This window comes from Proteus sp. fly-1013, from assembly GCF_040140245.1.
Classification (GTDB): Bacteria; Pseudomonadota; Gammaproteobacteria; order Enterobacterales; family Enterobacteriaceae; genus Proteus; species Proteus mirabilis_B.
The window spans coordinates 166810-192870 of sequence record NZ_JBEEWD010000007.1 but is presented as its reverse complement, the minus strand read 5'-3'; the positions used below and the strand labels follow the sequence as shown (position 1 = coordinate 192870).

General features: G+C 39.4%; 24 protein-coding genes. 14 read left to right on the top strand and 10 right to left on the bottom strand.

Features of this window, described 5'->3' with window-relative positions:
• Nucleotides 1-33: 33 nt before the first annotated feature.
• The 3 genes from dtd to typA all read right to left on the bottom strand — a co-directional run bounded on the left by dtd (nt 34) and on the right by typA (nt 3473).
• Nucleotides 34-471 carry a D-aminoacyl-tRNA deacylase gene (dtd, locus tag ABN236_RS14600; protein WP_072064855.1) on the bottom strand — a complete coding sequence of 146 codons (438 nt, stop codon included), beginning with the start codon at nt 469-471 and terminating at the stop codon, nt 34-36.
• A 67-nt stretch (nt 472-538) separates the two neighbouring features.
• Nucleotides 539-1156: a glucose-1-phosphatase gene (gene yihX / locus ABN236_RS14595; RefSeq protein WP_194951395.1), complete on the bottom strand. Its 618-nt coding sequence runs from the start codon at nt 1154-1156 to the stop codon at nt 539-541.
• Between the two features lie 481 nt (nt 1157-1637).
• Nucleotides 1638-3473 carry a ribosome-dependent GTPase TypA gene (gene typA, locus ABN236_RS14590; protein ID WP_023583239.1) on the bottom strand — a complete coding sequence of 612 codons (1836 nt, stop codon included), beginning with the start codon at nt 3471-3473 and terminating at the stop codon, nt 1638-1640.
• A 359-nt stretch (nt 3474-3832) separates the two neighbouring features.
• Here typA and glnA point away from each other — a divergent pair, with 359 nt between their 5' ends.
• The 3 genes from glnA (at nt 3833) to glnG (ending at nt 7909) form a co-directional block, all read left to right on the top strand.
• Complete coding sequence (glnA, locus tag ABN236_RS14585; protein ID WP_088494326.1) at nt 3833-5242, top strand: glutamate--ammonia ligase; 1410 nt, start codon at nt 3833-3835, stop codon at nt 5240-5242.
• 185 nt (nt 5243-5427) lie between these two features.
• Nucleotides 5428-6474: a nitrogen regulation protein NR(II) gene (glnL, locus tag ABN236_RS14580; RefSeq protein ID WP_075671278.1), complete on the top strand. Its 1047-nt coding sequence runs from the start codon at nt 5428-5430 to the stop codon at nt 6472-6474.
• A gap of 10 nt (nt 6475-6484) precedes the next feature.
• A complete protein-coding gene (glnG, locus tag ABN236_RS14575; RefSeq protein WP_088494325.1) occupies nt 6485-7909 on the top strand; it encodes a nitrogen regulation protein NR(I) in 1425 nt (474 codons plus the stop codon).
• A 19-nt stretch (nt 7910-7928) separates the two neighbouring features.
• Here glnG and hemN read toward each other — a convergent pair whose 3' ends face one another.
• The 5 genes from hemN to ABN236_RS14550 all read right to left on the bottom strand — a co-directional run bounded on the left by hemN (nt 7929) and on the right by ABN236_RS14550 (nt 14689).
• Complete coding sequence (gene hemN / locus ABN236_RS14570) at nt 7929-9302, bottom strand: oxygen-independent coproporphyrinogen III oxidase (protein WP_349474307.1); 1374 nt, start codon at nt 9300-9302, stop codon at nt 7929-7931.
• 860 nt (nt 9303-10162) lie between these two features.
• Nucleotides 10163-10819 (bottom strand): DUF799 domain-containing protein, encoded by a 657-nt coding sequence (locus tag ABN236_RS14565; protein WP_088494323.1) that lies wholly within the window; start codon nt 10817-10819, stop codon nt 10163-10165.
• Entirely contained in the window at nt 10816-11169 is a 354-nt protein-coding gene (locus ABN236_RS14560) for a DUF4810 domain-containing protein (RefSeq protein WP_349474306.1), read from the bottom strand. The genes ABN236_RS14565 and ABN236_RS14560 overlap by 4 nt, the downstream gene beginning before the upstream one ends.
• A 24-nt stretch (nt 11170-11193) precedes the next feature.
• Nucleotides 11194-11868: a CsgG/HfaB family protein gene (locus ABN236_RS14555; protein WP_075671346.1), complete on the bottom strand. Its 675-nt coding sequence runs from the start codon at nt 11866-11868 to the stop codon at nt 11194-11196.
• Nucleotides 11869-12349: 481 nt separating this feature from the next.
• The gene (locus tag ABN236_RS14550) at nt 12350-14689 is read right to left on the bottom strand and encodes a Tex family protein (RefSeq protein WP_349474305.1); all 2340 of its coding nucleotides are present in this window, start codon (nt 14687-14689) and stop codon (nt 12350-12352) included.
• A gap of 181 nt (nt 14690-14870) precedes the next feature.
• On the opposite strand from ABN236_RS14550, the gene greB reads away from it, so the two are divergent.
• From greB to ABN236_RS14495, 11 genes are all read left to right on the top strand, one after another.
• A complete protein-coding gene (gene greB / locus ABN236_RS14545; RefSeq protein WP_006534574.1) occupies nt 14871-15350 on the top strand; it encodes a transcription elongation factor GreB in 480 nt (159 codons plus the stop codon).
• A 149-nt stretch (nt 15351-15499) separates the two neighbouring features.
• Nucleotides 15500-16222, top strand: coding sequence for an osmolarity response regulator transcription factor OmpR (gene ompR, locus ABN236_RS14540; protein WP_036933800.1), 723 nt, complete (start codon nt 15500-15502; stop codon nt 16220-16222).
• A complete protein-coding gene (gene envZ / locus ABN236_RS14535; protein WP_318620439.1) occupies nt 16219-17559 on the top strand; it encodes a two-component system sensor histidine kinase EnvZ in 1341 nt (446 codons plus the stop codon). The genes ompR and envZ overlap by 4 nt, the downstream gene beginning before the upstream one ends.
• A gap of 214 nt (nt 17560-17773) precedes the next feature.
• Nucleotides 17774-18814: a phosphate ABC transporter substrate-binding protein PstS gene (gene pstS, locus ABN236_RS14530; RefSeq protein WP_088494319.1), complete on the top strand. Its 1041-nt coding sequence runs from the start codon at nt 17774-17776 to the stop codon at nt 18812-18814.
• Nucleotides 18815-18891: 77 nt separating this feature from the next.
• Nucleotides 18892-19851 (top strand): phosphate ABC transporter permease PstC, encoded by a 960-nt coding sequence (gene pstC / locus ABN236_RS14525; RefSeq protein WP_088494318.1) that lies wholly within the window; start codon nt 18892-18894, stop codon nt 19849-19851.
• 1 nt (nt 19852) lies between these two features.
• Nucleotides 19853-20755, top strand: a complete 903-nt coding sequence (pstA, locus tag ABN236_RS14520; RefSeq protein ID WP_228766712.1) for a phosphate ABC transporter permease PstA — start codon at nt 19853-19855, stop codon at nt 20753-20755.
• Between the two features lie 29 nt (nt 20756-20784).
• The gene (pstB, locus tag ABN236_RS14515; RefSeq protein WP_088494316.1) at nt 20785-21561 is read left to right on the top strand and encodes a phosphate ABC transporter ATP-binding protein PstB; all 777 of its coding nucleotides are present in this window, start codon (nt 20785-20787) and stop codon (nt 21559-21561) included.
• 14 nt (nt 21562-21575) lie between these two features.
• Nucleotides 21576-22310, top strand: a complete 735-nt coding sequence (gene phoU / locus ABN236_RS14510; protein ID WP_088494315.1) for a phosphate signaling complex protein PhoU — start codon at nt 21576-21578, stop codon at nt 22308-22310.
• A 214-nt stretch (nt 22311-22524) separates the two neighbouring features.
• Nucleotides 22525-23364, top strand: a complete 840-nt coding sequence (locus ABN236_RS14505) for an ABC transporter substrate-binding protein (protein ID WP_036933789.1) — start codon at nt 22525-22527, stop codon at nt 23362-23364.
• 106 nt (nt 23365-23470) lie between these two features.
• Complete coding sequence (locus ABN236_RS14500; protein WP_088494314.1) at nt 23471-24208, top strand: amino acid ABC transporter permease; 738 nt, start codon at nt 23471-23473, stop codon at nt 24206-24208.
• A 1-nt stretch (nt 24209) separates the two neighbouring features.
• The gene (locus ABN236_RS14495; protein WP_311755506.1) at nt 24210-24962 is read left to right on the top strand and encodes an amino acid ABC transporter permease; all 753 of its coding nucleotides are present in this window, start codon (nt 24210-24212) and stop codon (nt 24960-24962) included.
• A 56-nt stretch (nt 24963-25018) separates the two neighbouring features.
• On the opposite strand, the gene ABN236_RS14490 is transcribed toward ABN236_RS14495, so the two are convergent.
• Both ABN236_RS14490 and ABN236_RS14485 read right to left on the bottom strand, forming a co-directional pair.
• On the bottom strand, nt 25019-25531 hold the full coding sequence (locus ABN236_RS14490) for a GNAT family N-acetyltransferase (protein WP_109408978.1): 513 nt from the start codon (nt 25529-25531) through the stop codon (nt 25019-25021).
• Nucleotides 25509-25805 carry a type II toxin-antitoxin system TacA family antitoxin gene (locus ABN236_RS14485; RefSeq protein WP_109408979.1) on the bottom strand — a complete coding sequence of 99 codons (297 nt, stop codon included), beginning with the start codon at nt 25803-25805 and terminating at the stop codon, nt 25509-25511. The genes ABN236_RS14490 and ABN236_RS14485 overlap by 23 nt, the downstream gene beginning before the upstream one ends.
• Nucleotides 25806-26061: the final 256 nt, after the last annotated feature.

Genomic DNA, 26061 nt, shown 5'->3' with positions numbered 1-26061 from the left:
TGAGCTCCTTTTAACATCACTACATGTTCGGCGTTATACCTGCAACCAAAAGGTGACTGGACCGTCATTAGTCAGTGTGATTTGCATATCCGCGGCGAATTGACCTGTTTGTGTTTCTAAACCTTGTTGCTGACATTGTTCTATAAAGTAGTGGTAGAGATTTTTCGCTAATTCAGGGGGGGCACCATTCGAAAAACCAGGGCGCATTCCTTTTTGTGTTTCTGCGGCAAGGGTGAATTGAGAGACGACTAATAAACTACCACCTGCTTGTTGCACATTTAGGTTCATCTTGTCGTTTTCATCGCTAAATATGCGATAACCGCACACTTTTTCACATAATCTTTTGGCTTTCTGTTCGTTGTCGTCTTTCTCTACACCTAATAAAACCAACAAACCTTGATTAATAGCGCCGACTGTTTCACCTGCAATATCCACTTTTGCCTGTGTCACTCGTTGAATTAACGCGATCATACTCTCTCCAAAATAAATCAATAAAAAAGGATAACAAATTCAATCCATTGTTATTCTTACAATAGCATTATTCTTCTACTGGGAGAGAAAAATCATAATCTTTAAAGTAGTCAATGACAGTTTGTTTATCAATGACATGTACACCTTTCATACCCACAGCAATGGCTGCATCAACATTGGCTTTCACATCATCAAAGAAAACGGCATTCTGTGCTTCGACGTCTTCAGACTGTAAAACATATTTATAGATTTCAGGATCAGGTTTTCTCATACCGATATCTTGAGATAGATAGAGGAAATCTGCTGAGGCAGCTATTTCAGGATAGTGTTCCGGCCAGTAATCTTGGTGTAAACGGTTAGTATTTGATAACACCACGACCCGATGTCCTTGCTCTCTTAACTTATTCATTATATCAATGACTTCAGGGCGTAATGCGACGAAAATAGCCTGCCATCCTTCAGCAAACTGTTCAAAGCTTAAATTCATTTCTAATTCTGAACTGATTTCTTCTGCAAACTCGATGTCTGTAATATTGCCGCGTTCGTGTAATTTAAAGATCTCTCCTGTGGTGAAGTTCTTTTTTATGTTCGCTAATGGAACACCACTGAGTTTACTCCATACTGCGAATACCCGGTTAAAATCGATATCAATAATCACATTACCCATATCAAAGATATAAAGCATAAATCCTCTCCATAATAGAAAACTCATTTTACTTTAATCATAAATCGCTTTACTGAACAGGCTTAAACACCAAAAAAGTACAATAATCACACTTAATTTTTTTGTAAAACATAAAACCAGAATAGGGAGAGACGAAAAATGAGACTAAAAGCATCATTATCTATAATGCATAATAGAGTGGATGATGACTTTTGATATTGATACCAGAAAATAACGCCTAAGTTGTAAATGCAACTTGGGGAATAAAAGATAAGAAAAGAAAGACAGGAAGAGAAAAACTTATGCGATGGCAAATAAACCACCGCATTCGTCTTATAGTACTTATACTCTAAATAATTTGAGTTACAGATAGACGGGGAACATAGATAAGCTATGTGACTCGACTAACTGAGTGTAGTCAACGCCTCTGTAACTTGAAGTATGACGAGTATAAACTCAGGGCGCTAACGCGCCCTAAGAATTATGTTATCAGAATAACGAATTAGTCTTTGCTACGGTAAGCGCGACGACGATCGTTTTCTGACAGATAACGCTTACGCAGACGGATAGACTGCGGAGTTACTTCAACTAACTCATCGTCATCAATAAATTCTAATGCTTGTTCTAATGTTTGTTTCAGGTGTGGAGTCAGCGTTGTCGCCTCATCTGTACCAGAAGCACGCATGTTAGTCAGCTTTTTACCCGTCAAACAGTTTACTGTTAAGTCATTAGAGCGAGTATGAATACCAATTACTTGGCCTTCATAAACTTCTGCACCATGAGTAACGAATAATTTACCGCGGTCTTGTAAGCTATACAGTGCGTAAGCAACGGCTTTACCTTGGCCATTAGAGATCATAACACCGTTATTACGGCGACCGATTTCACCTGGACGAACATCATCATAATGACTGAATGTTGCGTACAGTAAACCAGTACCTGATGTCATGGTCATAAATTCAGTACGGAAACCAATCAGACCACGGCTAGGGATAATGTAGTCTAAACGTACACGTCCTTTACCATCTGGTTGCATATCACGCATTTCGCCTTTACGCTCACCCATCGCTTGCATCACATCACCTTGGTGTTGTTCTTCAATATCGATAGTAACTTGTTCGAAAGGCTCTTGTTTACGGCCGTCAATATCACGGAAGATAACTTTAGGACGAGATACACCTAATTCGTAACCTTCACGACGCATATTTTCAATCAGAACTGACAGGTGAAGCTCACCACGACCTGATACACGGAATGCATCTGGATCTTCAGTTTCTTCTACACGTAATGCTACGTTATGGACTAACTCTTTTTTCAGACGATCTAAAATCTGACGAGAAGTCACAAACTTACCTTCACGACCACAGAAAGGTGAAGTATTAACACAGAAATACATGCTAACAGTTGGTTCATCAACGGCTAATGCAGGTAATGCTTCAACAGCACCTGTTTCGCAGATCGTATCAGAAATATTCAGTTCGCCTAAGCCTGTGATGGCAATGATATCGCCAGCTTCTGCGACGTCAACTTCGATACGTTCTAAGCCTAAGTGACCTAACACTTTACCGACTTTACCGTTACGAGTATTACCTTCGCTATCGATGATAGTAACTTGCTGGTTAGGTTTAACCTTACCACGCTTGATACGACCGATACCGATAACACCCATGTAGTTGTTGTAGTCCAACTGAGAAATTTGCATCTGGAATGTGCCTTCCAGATCAACTTTTGGTGGCTCTACATATTTGACAATAGCTTCATATAACGGAGTCATATCTTCAGCCATGTCATTGTAATCTGTTCCCGCAATACCATTTAATGCAGATGCATAGATAATTGGGAAATCAAGTTGTTCGTCAGTTGCGCCTAAGTTTACGAACAGGTCAAATACCTGATCAACAACCCAGTCTGGACGCGCACCAGGGCGGTCAACTTTATTGATAACAACAATTGGTTTTAAGTTGTTAGCAAACGCTTTTTGTGTCACAAAACGAGTTTGTGGCATTGGGCCATCCATCGCGTCAACCAGCAATAGAACGCAGTCTACCATAGACATAACGCGTTCTACCTCACCACCGAAGTCGGCGTGTCCTGGGGTATCTACGATATTGATACGATAGTCATTCCATTTAATCGCTGTATTTTTCGCAAGAATAGTAATTCCGCGCTCTCTTTCGAGATCATTTGAGTCCATCACGCGCTCAGCAACGGTTTCACGTTCGCCGAACGTACCAGATTGCTGTAGTAATTTATCGACGATAGTTGTTTTACCATGGTCAACGTGGGCGATGATGGCGATATTACGCAAGTTTTCGATCACAAAATTTGCCTCAGGCATTGTAGAAATAAGCGCAGTATTGTACACGCTTTAGACGAGAGACTAAACAAGATCACAATAATGATTGCTTAACAATATGCAATTAATTGAATTGTGATCCTTTTCACGCCTCAGAATTTAGTAGCATCCGTTCAATTGCACCAAAATAGTGCAACTAATTAGGCTTAATTTGCACCAACTTTGTGCAATAATTAAAAAATCACAGGAGATATTCTACACTAAACTTCATCAATACAGTATATATCCCTTTTTAGATAAGTTGGCATGCTTTTCGCAATAGAATTTAGGTGAGCAAAAAATTCACCGAAAAATGTGTAAGGCCACTGCACTCAATAAAACCATTCGCCAGGAGAGTTCCTATGTCCCTTGAACATGTGTTATCCATGATTGAAGAACATAAAGTTAGATATATTGACTTACGTTTCACTGATACCCGCGGTAAAGAACAACATCTTACTATTCCGGCTCATCAGGTTAACGATGATTTCTTTGAAGAAGGAAAAATGTTCGATGGTTCTTCTATTGGTGGCTGGAAAGGCATTAACGAATCAGACATGGTGCTGATGCCGGATGCAACAACTGCAATGCTTGACCCATTTTTCCAAGATCCAACCCTGATTATTCGTTGTGACGTTTTAGAACCTGGCACAATGCAAGGTTACGATCGCGACCCACGTTCAATCTCAAAACGTGCTGAAGACTATTTAAAATCAAGTGGTATCGCAGATACAGTGCTGTTTGGGCCAGAGCCAGAATTCTTCCTGTTTGATGATATTCGTTTCAAAAACGATATTTCAGGCGCTTCTTACGCTATCAATGATATTGAAGCTGCATGGAACACCAATACCAAATATGAAGACGGTAATAAAGGTCACCGCCCAATGGTTAAAGGGGGTTATTTCCCACTGCCACCCGTTGATTCATCACAAGATATTCGTTCTACTATGTGTAACATCATGGAAGAAATGGGCTTAGTTGTTGAAGCTCATCACCATGAAGTAGCAACTGCGGGTCAAAATGAAGTGGCTACTCGCTTTAATACCATGACCAAAAAAGCAGATGAAACTCAAATTTATAAATACGTGGTACAAAACGTAGCTCACGTATTTGGTAAAACAGCGACCTTTATGCCAAAACCATTAGTTGGTGATAACGGTTCAGGTATGCACTGCCATATGTCACTGTCTAAAAACGGCGTAAACCTGTTTGCAGGTGACAAATACGGCGGATTATCTGAAATGGCACTGTATTACATCGGCGGTATTATCAAACACGCTCGTGCATTAAATGCATTTACTAACCCAACCACTAACTCTTACAAACGTTTAGTTCCGGGTTTTGAAGCACCTGTAATGCTGGCTTACTCTGCACGTAACCGTTCAGCGTCAATTCGTATTCCAGTTGTTGCTAGCATGAAAGCGCGCCGTATTGAAGTCCGTTTCCCAGATCCGTTAGCAAACCCTTACCTTGCGTTTGCTGCGCAGTTAATGGCTGGTCTTGATGGAATTATCAATAAAATTCACCCTGGTGATGCTATGGATAAAAACCTCTATGACTTACCACCAGAAGAAGCGAAAGAGATCCCAACTGTCGCAGGTTCATTAGAAGAAGCATTAAATACATTAAATGCAGATCGTGAATTCTTAACTCGCGGTGGTGTATTTACTGATGATGCTATTGATGCTTATTTAGAATTATTACGTGCTGATGTACAACGTGTACGTATGGCTCCGCATCCTCTTGAATTTGAAATGTATTACAGCGCTTAAGACTATTTTTACTAATAAACACTTAAGCCTAGATGTAAAACTGTTTTTTTTGCCGTGAAGCTATTTTGCCCATCTTCGGATGGGCACTTTTCTCCCACTTAAGGAGTCAGTCTTTTCACTTACGCATTGGTTCATTAATGTAATAAAGGTAAGATGCACTAAAATGGTGCAATGGGGTATTCAATATGGAAACGGCAGACTTACCTGACAACACATTAATTTTAGACTCACTGATACACTCTGTATTGGTTATCAACAAAGAGTTTATTATTTGCTACGCAAATCATTCTGCGTTACAGGTTTTAGCACAAAGCCGTCGAAAACTATTTGAAACGCCTTTCACTGCCCTTTTCAGCTATTACTCTTTTGATGCTGATTTAATGCGTGAAACATTAGCGAATGGACAAAGCTTTACCGACAATGAAGTGATATTGGTTGTCAATAACCAATCACACACAATGTCGCTCAGTGCCCAACCTATTTCCGAGCAACATATTTTGCTGGAACTGGCGCCTATGGATAGTCAACGCCGGTTAAGCCAAGAGCAGATCCAACAAGCCCAACAAATGGCTGCTAGGGAATTGGTTAGGGGGCTGGCACATGAAATTAAAAACCCGTTAGGAGGATTACGAGGTGCAGCTCAATTGCTAGCAAAATCCTTACCTGATCCTGCCTTAACGGAATACACGCAAGTCATTATTGAACAAGCTGATCGCCTACGGGTGCTGGTGGATAGATTGCTTGGTCCTCAACATCCGGGGACAAAAACCCATCAGAGTATTCATCATGTTGTGGAGCGCGTAGCTCAGCTTATTTCCCTTGAATGCCCTGAAAATGTCACCTTATTGAAAGATTACGATCCGAGTTTACCTGAGTTATCACATTACCCAGATCAAATAGAACAGGTACTCCTAAATATTACACGCAATGCTTTACAAGCCGTTGAAAAAACAGGAGGGACGATTATTTTACGTACCCGTACTGCTTTTCAAGTCACGCTTCATGGCGAACGCCATCGCCTTGTTGCTCGCATTGATGTGATTGATACCGGTGATGGCATTCCTCCTCATCTGCAAGATACACTTTTTTATCCCATGGTTAGTGGTCGAGAAGGTGGCAATGGATTGGGGCTATCTATTGCACGTAATTTAGTGGATCAGCATGCAGGTAAAATTGAATTTACCAGTTGGCCCGGGAATACTGAATTTTCTATTTATTTACCAATTAAGTAGGAGATAACCAATGCAAAAAGGAAATGTATGGGTTGTTGATGATGACAGCTCTATTCGCTGGGTACTTGAACGCGCTATTTCTCGTGAAGGTCTGTCATGTAAAACCTTTGAACATGCGAATGATGTGCTTAATGCACTTAATACAGAAATACCTGATGTATTGTTATCAGACATTCGTATGCCTGATATTGATGGTTTATCTCTTCTAAAAATAATTAAAGAACAATATCCAACTCTTCCCGTTATTATTATGACGGCACATTCCGATCTCGATGCTGCTGTTAATGCCTATCAACAAGGGGCTTTTGATTACTTACCAAAGCCGTTCGATATCGACGAAACGTTGGCACTAATTGATCGCGCCATTACTCATTATCGCGAGCAAAAACAACCGAATAACGATGAAACTTCATTGCAATCAGTTTCAGATATGATTGGCGAAGCACCTGCAATGCAAGAGGTTTACCGTATTATTGGTCGGCTTTCTCGCTCTTCAATTAGTGTGCTGATTAATGGGGAATCAGGGACAGGGAAAGAATTAGTGGCACATGCATTACATCGCCACAGCCCAAGATCTTCCTCTCCTTTTATCGCCTTAAATATGGCAGCCATTCCTAAAGATCTGATTGAATCAGAGCTTTTTGGTCACGAAAAAGGCGCATTTACAGGTGCTTCTCAAGTACGACAAGGTCGATTTGAACAAGCGAATGGCGGCTCACTGTTTCTTGATGAAATTGGCGATATGCCTCTTGATATTCAAACACGTTTACTGCGAGTCCTTGCTGAAGGGCAATTCTATCGAGTAGGTGGTTATGCCCCTGTAAAAGTCGATGTACGTATTATTGCCGCTACACATCAAGATTTAGAAAAGCGAGTTCAAGCAGGTGATTTTCGTGAAGATCTCTATCATCGACTCAATGTAATACGTATTCAGTTACCCCCATTACGAGATAGAACGGAAGATATTCCCAGCTTAGCACGCTATTTTCTACAAAAAACAGCAAAAGAATTAGGTGTCGAAACCAAAGCGCTTCATCAGCAAAGTTTGCAAATAATGATGGAATACAACTGGTCAGGTAACGTCAGACAATTAGAGAATGTGTGTCGCTGGTTAACCGTAATGACGGCAAGCCAAGAGATAATGCCTCAAGATTTACCACAAGAAATTCGCCAACCTGATGAGAAAGCCAAAAATATCAGTCGAATTGCTTCTTCTCAACATTGGTCACAGCACCTTTCATTATGGGCAGATGAAGCATTAGGGGAAGGAAAAGAAAATATCTTAACAGATGCCCTACCTCAATTTGAACGCACATTATTACTTAGTGCCTTGGCATACACACAAGGGCATAAACAAGATGCGGCAAGATTATTAGGTTGGGGTAGAAATACATTAACCCGCAAATTAAAAGAGTTAGGGATAGAGGAATATTGATCCTCTAACCCTTCATCAATTAAATAACACGCGAGAATTGACGTTGGCGCATTTGATTTCGTAAATAGGTATCAAAACACATACAGATATTACGAATTAGCAAACGTCCTCGTGGTGTAACTTGAATATCGTCCGCTGTTATTTCAACTAAACCATCATCCTTCATTGGCACAAGTAATTCTAAATCTTCTTTAAAATAGTCATGGAAGACAATATTGTGCATTTTTTCAATATCAGAAAAACGCAGACTAAAATTACAAATTAAGGTTTTAATTACATCTCGACGAATACAATCATCATTAGTCAGAGATAAACCTCGCCATAGTGCATTTCCTTCACTATTTACACGCGCATAATACTCTTTCAATACTTTTTCATTTTGCGCATAGTTATCACCTAACATACTTATTGCAGAAACTCCCATGCCTAATAAATCACACTCTTCATGAGTGGTATAGCCTTGGAAATTACGATGTAAAATACCTTTGCGCTGAGCAACTGCTAATTCGTCATCAGGTTTAGCAAAGTGATCCATACCAATAAACTGATAGCCGTTTGTTGTCAGCGTAGAAATTGTTTCTTGTAATATTTCTAATTTTTCTTCAGCTAAAGGGAGATCTTCATCTTTAATTTTACGCTGAGCAGCGAATAAATTAGGTAAGTGTGCATAATTGAAAACACTTAATCTATCGGGTGATAATTCAATAACGCGTTTTAATGTAAAGGCAAAACTCTCTTTGGTTTGCTTAGGTAAACCATAAATTAAGTCAATGCTGGTGGAGTGAAAACCCACTTCACGCGCACGCTCTACCAATGCAAAAATAAACGCTTCATCTTGCTCTCGATTGACTTTTTGTTGTACTTCTTTATTGAAATCTTGCACACCCATACTTAGGCGATTAAATCCTTCATGGCGCAGATGGTCGATAACATCTAGCTCAATTTCACGAGGATCGATTTCAATAGAGAGTTCTGCATTATCAACAAAATGAAAATGGTGACGTAATAGCGAAACTAATCGGCTAATTTGTTGCTTATCCAGAAAAGTAGGTGTGCCCCCACCCCAATGCATTTGAGTCACTTTTCTGTCTTTAAAATAACGAGCCCTGTTAATAATTTCTTTTTCTAAAACATCAAGATATTCATCTGCCTTATGTTTATGCCGCGTAATAATTTTATTACAGCCGCAGAAATAGCACAGCTTATGGCAGAAAGGGATATGAATATAAAGCGATAAAGGGCGCTCAAGATAACGTTGAGTTGCTTTGATAAAATCATCATCGCCATATTGCTGATTAAACTCTAATGCTGTTGGGTATGATGTATAGCGAGGACCTGAATAGTTATACTTATGGATCAGGTCAAGATCCCAAATAATTGTTTGTTCTGACATGCCTCTACCTTCCAAAAGTGAACCGCTGATATTTCATACCAGCAAACAGACATTATGAATATCTGAAAGAATAGTGTAACCAATAAATCGAGAACTGAATATGATCGAAAGAGGTATCGTATAAATCCCTTTCTTCTTATTGATAGGTGATAACATTCAAATATACGACGTGATGTAAATCACATTATGTAAAAATAGTCTTATCCATTAAATATATTCATGAATAAATTAAGTTTATTCAATATGTTAGTAGTTTTAATTCATCGCGAAATATCAGAAGAAAACTTTTACGCCGAGTTTAAAACGATATATTACTCAAAATACGATTTAAATTAATTAAATATCTCGTTATATTAGTTTTATTATTCTTTTATTCCCTCTTAATTCGATGATTATAATAATAGTAACAATTATATCTTTACCTAAATTATAATATTACATATCCTAGAGACAAACATTGATTAATATCCAACTAGGTCGTGTTTTGATTTAAATTTGAGGCTCATTTAAAGAATAAAGGTCGCTATATTACAAGGAAAGATAGCATCCCCCATACCTTATCTTATTCTAATTGACGTTTCTCTTATTTAATCAGTCTCTTTTATATACCCGAATTATGGATTATTAACCACGGAAGGAAACGGACTAGCAACCAAGGATGGTTTATCTCTTCAATAACAATTCATCTCTTTTATTCACTCTTCTACTTCACGTTTATCTTACAATAAATATATGTAGCATTACCTAGCACCAAATAAGAATAATTATTATTTATACCTACAAATAAAATAAGGCTCTACTTATTTTAAAGTTAATAAGCAGAGCCTTTCTCTTTATTATGCTTATTTTATAGCATTTATTTATTCTGCTTCTTTACCATAATTAGGAGAGCGAGGACCATACAGAATGCCATTCGCATTTCCAGCAGAAAGTAAGCGAACACTGGTTATACCCGCAATTTGATAGCTTTTATCTGATACTGTATTCACGATTTGATTCACAACCGCTGAAACCAGCATCCCGACTAAACTACCTGATGAGCCTTCTGTTTCTGTACTTGATGCCGTTGCAGAACTGCTCCACAACACACCACCATTACGAAGATCAACAAGCTTGGCTGCGACAGTAACTCGCGTATCACTAGAAATAATTTGGTATGACGTTCCAAATTCGGTGATATCTAAGTATAAAACAGCATCAGCGCCAAAGATTTCACGTAATTTATTAGGGCTTACTGCATGAATATCCCCAGCCATGGATAAGCCGTTTTGCTTAAATGTCTCTTCAACGACAGCAACAGGGAACACATAATATCCGGCTTCCGCCAATGGGTACGTCACTTGAGATAAGAAACTGTGTCCAGCTCCAACTTCTGTTGTATGGTTTTGGGGCACCAAGACTAAAATGCTCTTTGGTTTACTCTGCTTAAATGCGGAGTAATCTGTTTTAACAGGCTGGGCACATCCCGTTAATACCAGCGCAAAAGCCAAACAAATTAAAGTGAATAAGCGACTCATTTTTGCATTCCTTTATTTTTCATCAGGCGATCCATAAATTCCGCTGATTCTGGGTAAAGTGCTTTCTCTTCATTAAATTCAGCCATCGCTAAATCTAATGCACCTGTTGCACCGTATAACATACCTAAATGTGCATGTAATCCCGGTGGAATACCTAATGATTTGGCACGAGAAAGCTCAATACTTTTCTTTAATGCATCGATTTGTGCTTGAGGATCACTTTCACTTTGTTGATAGTGCTGATACACCACTTGTTGATAACTATCCCAGTTATAAAGTGGTTTAGGACCACTTGTACAGCCCGTCAGTAATAATGCACCAAAAACAAGGCTTATTAATGATTTTGACATCGTTATATCCTTATAAAATGTGCATTATTTTGAAGGCTGCCAAGCATTACTTTCAATGCCTGCAACTAAGTTATTAACCGCTTCACGAATAGCTAAATCAAGCACTTTACCGTTAAGTGTTGAGTCATAGCTTGCTGTTCCACCAAACCCAATGATTTCACGATTAGAAAGCTCGTATTCGCCCGCACCTTGAGATGAGAACACCACTTCTGATGTATTCACATTCACAACGTTTAAGTTCACTTTGGCATAAGCAACTTGTGTTTTACCACGGCCTAAAATACCGAATAATTGACGGTCACCAACTTCTTTACGGCCAAATTCAGTGACATCGCCAGTAATAACATATGTTGCACCTTTTAACTGTTGGCTTTGGCCTTTAATGCCCGCTTCTTCTTTTAATTCAGATAAGTTAGCTCTATCTAATACATTAAAACGCCCTGTTTGCTGTAAGTGCGTCATTAAAATCGTTTTGGATTGATTTCCTAATCTATCAACTCCATCAGAGAATATTCCATTCATATAACTAGAACGGTTATCAAACTTACCAATAGAAATAGCGCTCTTAGTGCCGGTATAAGTTGTGTTATAGGTTGCAACTTTAGCAACTTCTAAAGAGCGTGAAGATTCTGATGCACATCCTGCAAGTAATGATGCAGAAACCAAGATCAAACCAAGCGATAATTTATTTAAATTCATATTAATAACCCAATAAAGGTGAAATAAATCTATAGATATTCATTCTATTAATTGAAATAGAGTTGATATAAACGGAAATAATAATTTTCAGTTTTAGCTCATAAAGCCCACACTTATAAACCTCAGTAATAATAAGGTTAAAAGATACATCAGCTCTTATTTATAATATAAAGGCAATCAGCGGCGGGGAGAATAGAAGATGGGTGATAAAAACAACAACAAATAAATATAGAGATAAAATAGAGAATGCTTTATCTATTATTTTATCAATATCCCTTAAGTCAGCTTAAAATTAAACTTATAAAAAAATGAAAAAGAATTTGTATTACGTTGCTATTTAATTAGTTTTTATAAATATTTTTATCTAAAAGCAACATCTAAATAATGTGTAATAAAAAACGTGATATAACCAATATTAGTTATATCACGCTCATGATTTTTACTCTTTTTACCGACTAATACGGTAGCAATAAATGCGCTATTAGCGTTTTTTTCCAAATGCGGCAGCTAAAGCATCACCCATTGCACTATTTCCCGCACTATTACCATTATTTATTGTCTGGCGGTTATTGCGGGCTGGTTTCTGTCCTTTGTTGTTTCTAGCAGAATTCGTATTATTTGATGATGATTGTTTTTTATCACTATCGCCTGCGACTTCATCTAAACGCATAGTCAGTGCTATACGTTTACGAGCTAAATCAACCTCAAGAACTTTAACTTTAACAATATCTCCGGTTTTCACCACTGTATGTGGATCTTCAATAAATCTGTCTGCTAAAGAAGAGATATGAACCAGACCATCTTGGTGTACACCGATATCAACGAATGCACCGAAATTAGTCACGTTAGTCACAGTTCCTTCAAGGATCATGCCACTGACTAAATCATTCATCGTTTCGACACCTTCAGCAAAGGTTGCAGTTTTAAACTCTGGACGAGGGTCACGTCCCGGTTTTGCTAACTCTTTTAAGATGTCATTAATTGTTGGCAAACCAAATTGCTCTGTAATAAATGCTCTTGCATCTACTTGTGAAATTAAAGTGCTATTACCCATTAAATCATCAATTTTTTGATGTGTAGATTGCAGGATATTTTCAACTACTGGGTACGCTTCAGGGTGAACCGTTGAGGCATCTAGCGGATTTTTACCATCACGAATACGCAAGAAACCGGCACATTGCTCAAAGGCTTTCGGCCCTAAACGCGCCACTTTGAGTAACTGTTTTCTATCGACAAAGCGACCGTTTTCATCACGCCAGCTAATAATATTTTGAGCAATAGATTGGCTAAGCCCTGCAACACGCGTTAATAACGGTACTGATGCTGTATTTAAATCAACACCAACACCATTCACACAGTCTTCAACAACAGTATCCAGTTTTCTCGCTAATAATGTTTGGCTAACATCGTGCTGATATTGACCAACCCCAATCGATTTAGGATCGATTTTTACAAGCTCAGCCAACGGATCTTGTAAGCGACGCGCGATAGAAACCGCACCACGAATAGAAACATCCAAATCAGGGAATTCATTAGCCGCAAGCTCTGACGCAGAATACACCGATGCACCTGCTTCACTGACAATCACTTTTTGCGCTTTGACTTCTGGATAACGTTTTACTGTTTCAGCAAAAAAGCGCTCTGTTTCACGAGATGCCGTACCATTACCAATCGCCACCAGTTCAACATTATGCTTAATACACAACGCAGCTACACTTGCCGCTGCTTTATCAGCTTGTCCTGTATGTGGATAAATTGTATCTGTAGCAATTAATTTACCCGTGCTATCAACAACCGCAACTTTAACACCAGTACGTAAACCAGGATCGAGCCCCATTGTGGCACGCATGCCAGCAGGAGCCGCCATCAGTAGATCATTAAGGTTACGAGCAAAAACATTAATCGCTTCTTCTTCCGCTTTTTCTCGTAATTGACCCATCAATTCTGTTTCAATATGCATTAAAACTTTAATACGCCAAGTCCAACTCACAACAGCTTTACGCCAGCTATCAGCAGGTTGATTATTTAAACGTAATCCTAAATGTTCCGTGACCAGTTGTTCACCGTAGCTCTCTTTAGGCGCTTCTTCAAATTGCGGATCTGGATTGAGTGATAATTGAAGTATCCCTTCATTTCGACCACGAAACATCGCTAATGCGCGGTGAGAAGGAACATTAGCGATTGGCTCATGGTGATCAAAATAATCACTAAATTTCGCCCCTTCGGCTTCTTTACCTTCAATCACTTTGGCAACAAGATGTGCATTTTTCCATAGATATTGACGAACTTTTGCCAATAACCCAGCATCTTCTGAAAAACGCTCCATCAAAATATAACGCGCGCCATCTAAAGCCGCCTTCGTATCATCAACACCTTTTTCTGTGTTGATATAAGCGGCTGCCGCTTCTTCTGGGCTATTTTGTGGTTCATTCCACAGTAAATCCGCTAAGGGTTCTAATCCATTCTCAATCGCAATCTGACCACGAGTACGGCGCTTAGGCTTATAAGGAAGATAGAGATCTTCAAGCTCTGTTTTACTTTGAGTTTCATTAATTGAAGATCGCAATTCAGGCGTCAGCTTTCCTTGTTCTTCAATTGATTTTAAAATTGTTTGGCGGCGATCGTTGAGTTCCCGTAGGTAACCGAGGCGAGTTTCTAATTGACGTAATTGCGTATCATCTAATCCGCCTGTGACCTCTTTACGATAACGGGCAACAAATGGCACCGTATTCCCTTCATCCAGTAACGTTATCGCCGAAAGGACTTGCTGGGGCTTAACCGAGAGCTCATCTGCAATAATTCGGCTTAATGATTCATTCATAAAATATTTACCTACCGAGAGGAATAGTTAAAAAAGATGGCTATTATACACGCAGAGCACTAAAAAAATTTGGCAAATTTCCCATCTAGCTCGACAATTATGAGGAAATTAACAGATTATTTTAACATTCACGCTATAGTACCTTTATGAAATTCAATGTTGATGATAGTTTTTATTCGTAATGGCAAAAAGTAACTATATTACTCGCGATGGCTGGTATGCCTTAGACAAAGAGCTAAAATATCTTTGGAAAGAAGAGCGCCCTCGTGTTACACAATCGGTTTCAGAAGCAGCAGCCCAAGGCGACCGTTCAGAAAATGCTGAATATATTTATGGAAAGAAGCGATTACGTGAAATTGATAGACGTGTTCGTTTTTTATCAAAACGCCTTGATGAACTAAAAATTGTTGACCCCGATCCTCGCCAAGAAGGAAAAGTCTACTTTGGTGCTTGGGTCACGCTTGAAGATGATGACGAAAACGTCAAAACTTTTCGACTTGTGGGTCCCGATGAGTTTGATCCAGCAAAACAGTGGATTTCTATTGATTCACCCGTTGCCAGAGCGCTCATTGGTAAACAAGTTGATGATGAAATTAGTGTGCAGACACCAGGTGGTGAAGTTAATTACTGCGTATTATCTATCAAATATCATTCGGAATAAGATAAATAAATAGTTTTATCCCCTTTCCTAGGGCTAATGAACAAGTTTTATTTATAAATCATTAACATTTATTCTTTGGTTTTGGTTTAATATTCTTATCGATGATAGAATTCGCTAATAAAAGCATTTGCACTTCGGGAGCTTAAAAAATGCAAGAAAGTTATAAAGTGCTAATCGTGGATGATGATTTACGTCTACGTTCACTCTTAGAGCGCTATTTGACAGAGCAGGGTTTTCAAATCCGTACTGCTGCAAACGCCGATCAGATGGATCGTCTGCTCACTCGCGAATCTATCCATCTTATTGTGCTCGATTTAATGCTTCCAGGTGAAGATGGCCTATCTATTTGCCGCCGCTTAAGAAGCCAAAACAACCCTATCCCTATTATTATGGTGACTGCGAAAGGGGAAGAGGTTGATAGAATTGTTGGGCTTGAAATTGGTGCTGATGATTACATCTCAAAACCATTTAACCCAAGAGAATTACTCGCACGTATTCGCGCCGTTCTTCGTCGTCAAGCAAATGAATTACCGGGCGCACCTTCACAAGATAACGCCATTATCTCTTTTGGTAAGTTCAAGCTGAACCTTGGTACACGCGAAATGTTCCACGAAGAAGAGCATATGCCTCTGACGAGTGGTGAATTTGCTGTATTGAAAGTACTGGTATCACACCCTCGTGAACCACTATCTCGTGACAAATTAATGAGCCTTGCTCGTGGTCGAGAATACAGTGCTATGGAGCGTTCAATTGACGTTCAAATTTCTCGTTTACGTCGCATGATTGAAGAAGATCCAACACACCCTCGTTACATTCAAACGGTTTGGGGTCTTGGTTACGTCTTTGTTCCTGATGGAACCAGCGCTCAATGAGAAGGCTGAGGCTTTCCCCTCACAATAAACTAACACGCTCTTTATTTCTGGTTATCTCGCTACTTTTTTTTAGCTTGATAGCCAGTTATATCGTTGTGCAGCATCTTATTGTTGGGCCAAGCCTTCAGCAATTCAATAAAGTATTAGCGTATGAAATACGCACTTTAATGCCTGAAGAATTGATCCTCGTTGATGGCACCCCGCTAAAAATATCCCCTGCTTTACGCAATAAAATCTATAACGAATTAGGCATTTCTTTCTTTGATAAAAAAGCAGCACTTGAAGAAGGCCTTTATTGGGCAAAAATAGATGATGAATTAAGTGAACAGATGACTGAATATCTGGGGGGAGAAACCGAAATTTGGATTGAGAATACGCTGGAATACCCTGTTTTATGGGTCAATACACATATGTCTCCCTCGCTTTGGATACGTGTTCCGTTGACTGAATTAGGGCAAAACTTCTTACTCCCCGTTTATCGGCAAGCGATTATTTTTATTATTATCGTTGTCGCTTTTTTCTGGCTCTATAGTCGTTTTCAAAATCGCCCACTTAATGAAGTGGAATATGCAGCGCGTCGCATCGGAAAAGGAGTTATTCCTCCTCCTATTCCTGAATCTGGCTCTTCTGAAATGCGCTCAATTATTCGTGCCTTTAACCAGATGTCATCAGGAATTCGCTCATTAGATAATGATAGAACACTCGTTATGGCAGGTGTCAGCCATGATTTGCGTACGCCATTGACTCGAATTCGTCTAGCAACGGAAATGATGAGTCCCGAAGATAGTTACCTCGCAGACTCTATCAATAAAGATATCGAAGATTGTGATTCTATTATTGGGCAATTCTTAGACTATATGCGCACGGGTAAAGAGATGTCTTTAGAGCTGTGTGATATGAATAATCTATTGCAAGAAGTCATTTCAGCCGAATCTAATTCAGGGAAAATCAGTGAAGAACATCTTCATCCTGAACCTATTAATATCACAGCTAACCCTATTGCGGTAAAACGAGCACTTACCAATATGGTTGTGAATGCCACTCGCTATGGTAATGGCTGGATAAGCGTTTCAAGTGGCAAAAATGAAGAATATGCTTGGTTCCAAGTTGAAGATGATGGTCCCGGTATCCCACAAGAAGATAGACAGCGTCTTTTCCAACCTTTTGTTCAAGGTGAACAAGCGCGTAGTTCAACGGGTGCAGGTTTAGGTTTATCTATTATTCGCCGTATTATGGATGCTCATGGTGGTTATGTTGAACTTGATGATAGCGTTAAAGGCGGATTATTAATTCGAGCTAACTTCCCATTAAAAGAGCGTGAAGATGAGGATGATTAGTCCTCTCTAATTCAAGTATTGAAGTGCTTTTTTATGACGCCATTTTCATTCTAATTTCTCTCCTCCTATAAATATTTCATCATTTTTTTGCTTTGTCATAAAACTGTCACAATTAAGACATTTAATTGTCATCAAACTGACCTATTGTCTGTGCGTACCGTAACCGAAGTTGATAGATGTCGAAAATTATTCTACCTATCCCACAGGAGGGATTATGAAACTGATGCGTACCACCCTGACTAGTGTCATTGCCGCTGCGTTTTCAATGACCGCTCTTTCTGCACAGGCAACGACCTCGCTGACTGGTGCGGGCGCAACGTTCCCTGCCCCAGTTTATGCTAAATGGGCAGATTCCTATCAGAAAGAAACGGGTAACAAAATTAACTACCAAGGCATTGGTTCCTCTGGTGGTGTAAAACAAATCATTGCAAATACCGTTGATTTTGGTGCTTCTGATGCGCCATTAGCAGACGATAAATTACAAGCTGACGGTTTATTCCAATTCCCTACCGTGATTGGTGGCGTTGTTATGGCAGTCAATATTCCTGGTATCAAATCAGGTGAACTGACCTTAGATGGCGATACTATCGGTAATATCTACCTAGGCAAGATCCAAAAATGGAACGACCCTGCCATCACTAAACTTAATCCGGGCGTAAAATTACCAGACCAAAATATCGCAGTTATTCGTCGTGCAGATGGTTCTGGAACCTCTTTCGTTTTCACTAGCTACTTATCAAAAGTAAATAGTGCATGGAAAGATGAAGTAGGTGCTGGCTCTACTGTTAAATGGCCGACAGGCTTAGGTGGAAAAGGGAATGATGGCATCGCGGCATTCGTTCAACGTGTACCGGGTTCAATTGGTTATGTTGAATATGCTTACGCAAAACAAAACAACCTTGCTTATACTAAATTAGTCACCGCTGACGGCGAAGCAATCGCACCAACAGCAGACAGTTTTAGTGCCGCAGCAAGAAAAATTGATTGGAGCAAAAGCTTTGCACAAGACCTGACTAATCAGAAAGGTGAAAACGCATGGCCGATTACTTCCACCACCTTTATCTTAGTGCATCAGAAACAGCAAAATGCAGAAAAAGGTAAAGAAGTACTGAATTTCTTCAACTGGGCTTACGACAAAGGTAATCAAGAAGCGAAAAATCTAGATTACGCCGTATTACCCGCAGAAGTTGTAGAGCAAATTCGTGCAGCATGGAAAACAAGTATTAAAGACAGTAATGGTAAACCGATTTACTAATAAAACCGGGAACCATTAAGAGATAAGTTAACGTTCACCCCCTGCAAAACAGGGGGTAATAAATTAAAAGAGGCTTTATGGCCGAGCATACAACGGTAATAAAGGCCCCTAGTAAACGAGGGGACGTTATTTTCAGCGCACTGGTTCGTCTAGCTGCGTTGATTACACTTTTGCTTTTAACAGGTATCATTGTTTCACTGATTTTCGCCTCATGGCCAAGTATTCAACAATTTGGCCTTTCATTCTTATGGTCGAAAGAGTGGGATCCTCCTGCTCAGGAATTTGGGGCACTAGTACCCATTTACGGCACCATTGTAACTTCAGTCATCGCACTGGTTATTGCCGTTCCTGTCAGCTTTGGTATCGCTCTTTTCTTAACTGAATTAGCGCCTAATTGGTTAAAACGCCCGTTAGGTATCGCTATTGAGTTACTCGCCGCTATTCCAAGTATTGTTTATGGTATGTGGGGACTGTTTGTCTTCGCACCACTCTTTGCAACCTATTTCCAAGAGCCGGTAGGTAATGTGCTTTCTTCTATTCCTATCGTTGGCGAGCTTTTCTCTGGCCCTGCTTTTGGTATCGGGATCTTAGCTGCAGGCGTTATCCTCGCTATCATGATCATTCCTTATATCGCTTCTGTTATGCGTGATGTGTTTGAACAAACGCCTGTCATGATGAAAGAGTCTGCCTACGGCATTGGGTGTACAACATGGGAAGTGATTTGGAATATCGTTCTACCTTATACCCGTAATGGCGTTATCGGCGGTGTTATGTTGGGATTAGGACGTGCCTTAGGTGAAACTATGGCGGTAACCTTTATCATCGGTAATACCTACCAATTAGACTCTGCCTCGTTATTTATGCCGGGTAACAGTATCACGTCTGCATTAGCGAATGAATTTGCTGAAGCTGAGACGGGATTACACACTGCTGCATTAATGGAATTAGGGCTTATCCTGTTTGTCATCACCTTTATCGTTCTTGCGATTTCTAAGTTTATGACATTACGTTTATCAAGAAATGAAGGAGCGCGCTGATATGTCTAAAACATCCTCTTCTTCATTGCGAGTTCAAACAGAAAACGAGCTGCGTGTACGCCATAAACGCCAACTTTGGCGTCGTCAAAAAAATCGTATCGCGCTATTTTTATCTGTCTCTACCATGGCATTTGGTCTTTTCTGGTTAACATGGATTTTATTCTCCACGTTTACCAAAGGCTTCGATGGCATGTCACTTGCACTTTTTACTGAAATGACACCTCCGCCGAATACTGATGGTGGCGGATTGGCGAATGCCATTGTCGGTAGTGGATTACTCATCCTTTGGGCAACAGTGATTGGAACACCATTAGGTATTCTTGCAGGGATTTATCTTGCTGAATATGGTCGTCGTTCATGGCTTGCTGAAACCACACGCTTTATTAACGATATCTTGCTGTCAGCGCCGTCAATCGTTGTCGGGCTCTTTGTCTACACCATTGTTGTCGCACAGATGCAGCACTTTTCAGGATGGGCGGGAATTATCGCATTAGCGTTACTGCAAATTCCTATCGTTATTCGCACCACTGAAAATATGTTGAAGTTAGTACCTGATAGCTTACGCGAAGCCGCTTACGCATTAGGGACACCAAAGTGGAAGATGATCTCTAAAATCACCTTAAAAGCCTCGGTATCAGGCATTATCACAGGTGTGTTATTAGCGATTGCGCGTATTGCAGGCGAAACTGCACCACTGTTATTTACTTCACTATCAAATCAATTCTGGAGCACAGACTTAAACGAACCGATAGCTAACTTACCTGTGACTATCTTTAAGTTCGCCATGAGTCCTTTTGCACAATGGCAAGAGCTTGCTTGGGCTGGCGTATTACTTATCACCCTCTGTGTTCTATTTATCAATATTATTGCGCGCGTGCTATTTGCTAAACGCAAGCACGGTTAACGCAGAAAGTTAAGCAAGAGAGACGTTGAATGATTATGGCTAATGATAACGCAGGAAATAAAATTCAAGTTCGTGATTTGAACTTCTACTACGGTAAATTCCATGCGCTGAAAAATATCTCTTTAGATATTGCCAAAAATAAGGTGACTGCATTTATCGGCCCTTCTGGCTGTGGTAAATCAACCTTACTGCGTACTTTTAACAAAATGTATGAGCTTTATGGCGAACAACGTGCAGAAGGTGAAATTCTGCTAGATGGCAACAATATCCTGACAGATAAGCAAGATATTGCGTTATTACGTGCCAAAGTCGGAATGGTATTCCAAAAACCAACACCGTTCCCGATGTCGATTTATGACAACATCGCCTTTGGTGTACGTTTATTCGAAAAATTGTCTCGCGCTGATATGGATGAACGTGTTCAGTGGGCTTTGACTAAAGCCGCATTATGGAACGAAACCAAAGATAAATTACATCAGAGTGGATATAGTCTGTCTGGTGGTCAACAACAGCGTTTATGTATAGCACGCGGTATCGCTATTCGCCCTGAGGTTTTATTACTTGATGAGCCTTGTTCAGCACTTGACCCTATCTCAACTGGTCGTATTGAAGAACTTATCAGTGAACTTAAATCAGAATATACCGTGGTTATCGTGACACATAACATGCAACAAGCGGCACGTTGTTCTGATCACACTGCATTTATGTATTTAGGCGAGTTAATTGAATTTAGCGATACGGATACGTTATTTACGCGTCCTGCGAAAAAACAAACTGAAGATTACATCACTGGGCGTTACGGCTGATAACGAGGCACTAAATGGATAATTTAAATCACAATAAGCATATTTCTGGTCAATTTAATGCTGAGTTAGAGCATATCCGTACTGAGCTGATGGTTATGGGTGGGCTTGTTGAAGAGCAACTGAAAAAAGCCATTATGGCGATGCATAATCAGGATCAAGCATTAGCAAATGAAGTCATTCAAGGTGACCATAACGTCAATATGATGGAAGTCGCCATTGATGATGCGTGTATGCGAATTATTGCTAAACGCCAGCCAACCGCGAGTGATTTACGTTTAATTATGGCGATATCAAAAACGATCGCTGAACTAGAACGTATTGGTGACGTTGCTGAAAAAATCTGTAAAACCGCACTTGAAAAGTTTTCACACCAACATCAACCACTGCTCGTGAGCTTAGAATCTTTAGGTCAACACGCCATACAAATGCTTCACGATGTTCTTGATGCATTTGCGCGTATGGACTTGGATGAAGCAGTGCGTATCTATCGTGAAGACGCTAAAATTGATAACGAATATGAAGGTATCGTCCGTCAATTGATGACTTATATGATGGAAGATCCTCGCACTATTCCTAGCGTGCTAACAGCACTATTTTGTGCGCGTTCTATTGAACGTATTGGCGACCGTTGTCAGAACATTTGTGAGTTTATTTTCTATTACGTAAAAGGTCATGATTTCCGCCATTTAGGGGGCGACCAAGTAGAAAAAATGCTCACAAAAAATGACGATAGCAACGCTTCTAAATAAATTTCTCTCTCTTTTTCTTCTCTTCAAAACAGCGGCGCTCATGTCGCTGTTTTTTTTATGCTCTATAAATTAATACCGCTTTCGCTCAACACTTTTTTCCATCTTATTCCTTAAAAGCATATCCATATCAATTTTTATTATTTTATGAACTTAGATCAACTTGATAGCGTGATATCCAACATAACGATGATAATTCTTTTCTTTGGGGTGAATAATGAAATTACGTGTCTTGGCAACCGCATTAATTGCAGGCTCTGTGCTTTTCTCTGGTATTGCAAAAGCAGATAAGCTCGATGATATAAAAAAAGCAGGTGTAGTACGTATCGCGATTTTTGACAGTAATCCTCCATTTGGGTTTATTGATCCTCAAACCAAAAAACTCGCAGGTTATGATGCAGATATCGCCAATGAGATCGCCAAAGATTTAGGTGTAAAACTGGAATTGCGTCCAACAAACCCAGCAAACCGTATCCCACTTTTAAGCTCTAAAAAAGTCGATTTAATCGCAGCTAACTTCACCATTACCGATGAGCGAGCTAAACAAGTTGATTTCTCTGTTCCTTACTTTGCAACCGGACAAAAATTTATTGCACGTAAAGGGGTTTTAACCAACCCAGAACAAATTCACTCACTGCGTATTGGTGCTGATAAAGGTACTGTTCAAGAAATCACATTACGTGAACGCTATCCTGACACCAAAGTTATCTCTTATGACGATACACCACTGGCTTTTGCTGCATTACGTAACGGTAACGTACAAGCCATCACACAAGATGATGCGAAGTTAGTGGGTTTATTAGCAAATCTTCCTGATGCCATTAAAGCCGATTTTGAAGTGTCATCATTTAGCATTACCCGTGAATACCAAGCAGTTGCAGCCGCTAAAGGTGAAGAGCGTTTAATTAACGAAATCAATAACACCCTATTAAGATTGGAAAAAGAGGGTAAAGCCGACGAGATCTACAATCGTTGGTTTGGCCCTGAAACAAAATCAGCTCAACCTCGTGGTGATTTTAAATTTGCTCCACTATCAGAGCAAACACCACAATCTTGATCTTTAAAGCGTAATAACTTTCTTCTTTCATCAAAATAAAGTTATTCCTTTATTAAAACACCTACCCCGCTTTTGCGGGGTTTGGTGTCTACAATAGGCCTATTATATGTTTGAGCAATTTCTTTCACATTACCTTCTCGAGCCACACTATTTAAATTGGCTCTGGAGTGGTTTTCTAATCACCTTGCTTATCTCTTTTTGGACTATTGTCATTGCAACATTAATGAGCTTTGCCCTTAGTGCTGCAAGAGATAGCGCTTTTGCACCATTACGCTGGTTAGCTACTACTTATACTTCTCTATTTCGTAATACTCCGCTGTTAGTGCAGTTATTCTTTTGGTATTTCGCATCAGGAGAAATTCTGCCACAAAGCGCCATGGTATGGTTAAACACTCCTCATGAGATTACATTTTTAGGTATAACGCTTTCTTGGCCTTCTTTTGAGTTTTTGGCGGGTATTGTGGGTCTGACATTTTACTCAACGCCATTTATTGCCGAAGAGCTAAGAGCCGGTATTCAAGGTGTTAGGCAAGGACAAAAGTATGCCTCTTTGGCATTAGGTCTAACTCAGTGGCAATCTATGCGCTATGTGATTTTACCTCAAGCCTTTCGTATTGCTCTGCCCCCTTTATTGGGTCAATACATGAATGTGATAAAAAACTCATCACTGACGATGGCTATTGGTGTTGCGGAGCTTTCTTACGCATCAAGGCAAGTCGAAACAGAATCACTACGCACCTTTGAAGCCTTTGGTGTTGCAACGATCCTCTATATTGCAGCAATCGCATTGATGGAAGCTTGGGGACAATGGCATCAGCAACGTAAATTAGCACAAGGGTATTAATATGGACTTTACTGTTATTGCTGATAACTGGCAGTACTTACTCTTTGGTGCTTATCCTGATGGGCCTTTAGAAGGTGCAGCACTGACCGTTTTTATCAGCATCATTGCAGGTATTGCATCAATTATTTTGGGTACATTAGGTGGCATTGCTTTGGCTATGCTCAGAGGTGTCTGGGTTAACCTTTTTGCAGCTTTTTTAGGTTTTTTCCGCGCAATTCCTGTCATTATGTTGATATTTTGGGTCTATTTTCTATTGCCCGTTGTATTAGGAATGGAAATTCCTGAAATCACCACCGTAATTTGTGCATTGGCCTTAATTACGTCGTCTTATATTGCGCATGGCGTTAAAGCTGGCATTTTGGCGATTGGAAAAGGGCAATGGCAAGCTGGATTATCATTAGGCTTTAATCGCTGGCAAGTATTGTGGTACATCGTATTGCCACAAGCATTACGCATGATGGTGCCTTCGTTTATTAATCAGTGGATAGCCTTAATTAAAGATACTTCATTAGCTTATGTGGTGGGTGTGGGTGAACTTTCTTTCTTAGCGACTCAAGTTAATAACCGCAGTATGGTTTATCCAATGGAAGTTTTCCTGTTTGTTGCTTTTATCTATTTTATTCTCTGTTTTTCATTGGAGATTATTGCCAATAGAGTAGCGAAATTATTTTCCACACAAAAAGAAAAGCGCCCTTTTTGGCAGATGGTGTTGCCGTTTAAACAACAATCATTTGTTAAGAAAGAAATGGGATAAACAAAAGAGACTAACTTATTGTTTTAATAAAATAAGTTAGTCTCTTTATAATTGATTTATTCATTATCAACTAGACTGATTACCGCTTTAGCATTCGCCATAGTCATAAATAAACGATATTCATTTTGGCTAAATGAAGAAAAACCTAATCCTTGATACATACTTTTTGCAATATCATGCTTTGCATCTACGATAATCATGGGTATCGGAATATTACCAGATGAATTTATTGCTTTTCTTACAGCATCAACTAATAAAATAGATCCTAAACCTTGGCGTTGATACTGCTGACTAATTGCTAACCGCCCGATTAATACGCAATAGAGCTCTTTGGGATATTTTTTCCCGATTTCTTGCGGTAATTCATCTAAATCGATAGTACACAATGCTAATGAATAAAATCCTTTAATTTTTGTAGGCTCGATTTCACTTGTTAATACAAAAGTACGCGCTAAATCTTTTTCATGATGTTGATTGGATATTGCTTTCAAGTAGTTATTAAGTGTTTTATCGCCACAATCAAAAGATGTTCTATCATGTATTTTTCTATTCAGAGGACTTATTTTCATCAAGAATTGTTTCCTTATGCTTGCGCGCGGCACGAAGGAAGCGATCATTTATTTCGATTGGTTTTTCCAATGCATTAATAAAATCTAAAGCATCTTCCTGACAAAGTTTAATACGCATATCTTGCTCGATTAGCCGTTTAGCTTCAGCAATAGCTGCTTGTACAATAAAACTATTTAAACTCGTATAACCTGATAATGATAAAGCCTTTTCTAACAAAATTTTCATTTCGGGACTAATACGTGTTGTGATCCTTTCATTTGATAAAGTAGGCATAATTCCTCCACCTCTTTATTAAAACTTATTTAATAGCTGTTATTTATAAAACTAGTAAAACTTCAAAACAGCTCACTTTTCAAGCAAGATAATATGATCAAATTTTAACAAAGTAAATAAAATGTGCCATTTTGACGTCATGCAATTATTAGCACTAAACTACACTTAGTTTATTAAATATCTCCATCTATTTTTAATGCCTTCGCTGTAGCGCTCTACGCAATCGATTACTTTTTTAGGTGCAGTTATTGTTTTA

Coding starts and splice junctions, on each gene's coding strand:
- dtd (WP_072064855.1), bottom strand. CDS start 471: ATGATCGCGTTAATTCAACGAGTGACACAGGCAAAAGTGGATATTGCA.
- yihX (WP_194951395.1), bottom strand. CDS start 1,156: ATGCTTTATATCTTTGATATGGGTAATGTGATTATTGATATCGATTTT.
- typA (WP_023583239.1), bottom strand. CDS start 3,473: ATGCCTGAGGCAAATTTTGTGATCGAAAACTTGCGTAATATCGCCATC.
- glnA (WP_088494326.1), top strand. CDS start 3,833: ATGTCCCTTGAACATGTGTTATCCATGATTGAAGAACATAAAGTTAGA.
- glnL (WP_075671278.1), top strand. CDS start 5,428: ATGGAAACGGCAGACTTACCTGACAACACATTAATTTTAGACTCACTG.
- glnG (WP_088494325.1), top strand. CDS start 6,485: ATGCAAAAAGGAAATGTATGGGTTGTTGATGATGACAGCTCTATTCGC.
- hemN (WP_349474307.1), bottom strand. CDS start 9,302: ATGTCAGAACAAACAATTATTTGGGATCTTGACCTGATCCATAAGTAT.
- ABN236_RS14565 (WP_088494323.1), bottom strand. CDS start 10,819: ATGAGTCGCTTATTCACTTTAATTTGTTTGGCTTTTGCGCTGGTATTA.
- ABN236_RS14560 (WP_349474306.1), bottom strand. CDS start 11,169: ATGTCAAAATCATTAATAAGCCTTGTTTTTGGTGCATTATTACTGACG.
- ABN236_RS14555 (WP_075671346.1), bottom strand. CDS start 11,868: ATGAATTTAAATAAATTATCGCTTGGTTTGATCTTGGTTTCTGCATCA.
- ABN236_RS14550 (WP_349474305.1), bottom strand. CDS start 14,689: ATGAATGAATCATTAAGCCGAATTATTGCAGATGAGCTCTCGGTTAAG.
- greB (WP_006534574.1), top strand. CDS start 14,871: ATGGCAAAAAGTAACTATATTACTCGCGATGGCTGGTATGCCTTAGAC.
- ompR (WP_036933800.1), top strand. CDS start 15,500: ATGCAAGAAAGTTATAAAGTGCTAATCGTGGATGATGATTTACGTCTA.
- envZ (WP_318620439.1), top strand. CDS start 16,219: ATGAGAAGGCTGAGGCTTTCCCCTCACAATAAACTAACACGCTCTTTA.
- pstS (WP_088494319.1), top strand. CDS start 17,774: ATGAAACTGATGCGTACCACCCTGACTAGTGTCATTGCCGCTGCGTTT.
- pstC (WP_088494318.1), top strand. CDS start 18,892: ATGGCCGAGCATACAACGGTAATAAAGGCCCCTAGTAAACGAGGGGAC.
- pstA (WP_228766712.1), top strand. CDS start 19,853: ATGTCTAAAACATCCTCTTCTTCATTGCGAGTTCAAACAGAAAACGAG.
- pstB (WP_088494316.1), top strand. CDS start 20,785: ATGATTATGGCTAATGATAACGCAGGAAATAAAATTCAAGTTCGTGAT.
- phoU (WP_088494315.1), top strand. CDS start 21,576: ATGGATAATTTAAATCACAATAAGCATATTTCTGGTCAATTTAATGCT.
- ABN236_RS14505 (WP_036933789.1), top strand. CDS start 22,525: ATGAAATTACGTGTCTTGGCAACCGCATTAATTGCAGGCTCTGTGCTT.
- ABN236_RS14500 (WP_088494314.1), top strand. CDS start 23,471: ATGTTTGAGCAATTTCTTTCACATTACCTTCTCGAGCCACACTATTTA.
- ABN236_RS14495 (WP_311755506.1), top strand. CDS start 24,210: ATGGACTTTACTGTTATTGCTGATAACTGGCAGTACTTACTCTTTGGT.
- ABN236_RS14490 (WP_109408978.1), bottom strand. CDS start 25,531: ATGAAAATAAGTCCTCTGAATAGAAAAATACATGATAGAACATCTTTT.
- ABN236_RS14485 (WP_109408979.1), bottom strand. CDS start 25,805: ATGCCTACTTTATCAAATGAAAGGATCACAACACGTATTAGTCCCGAA.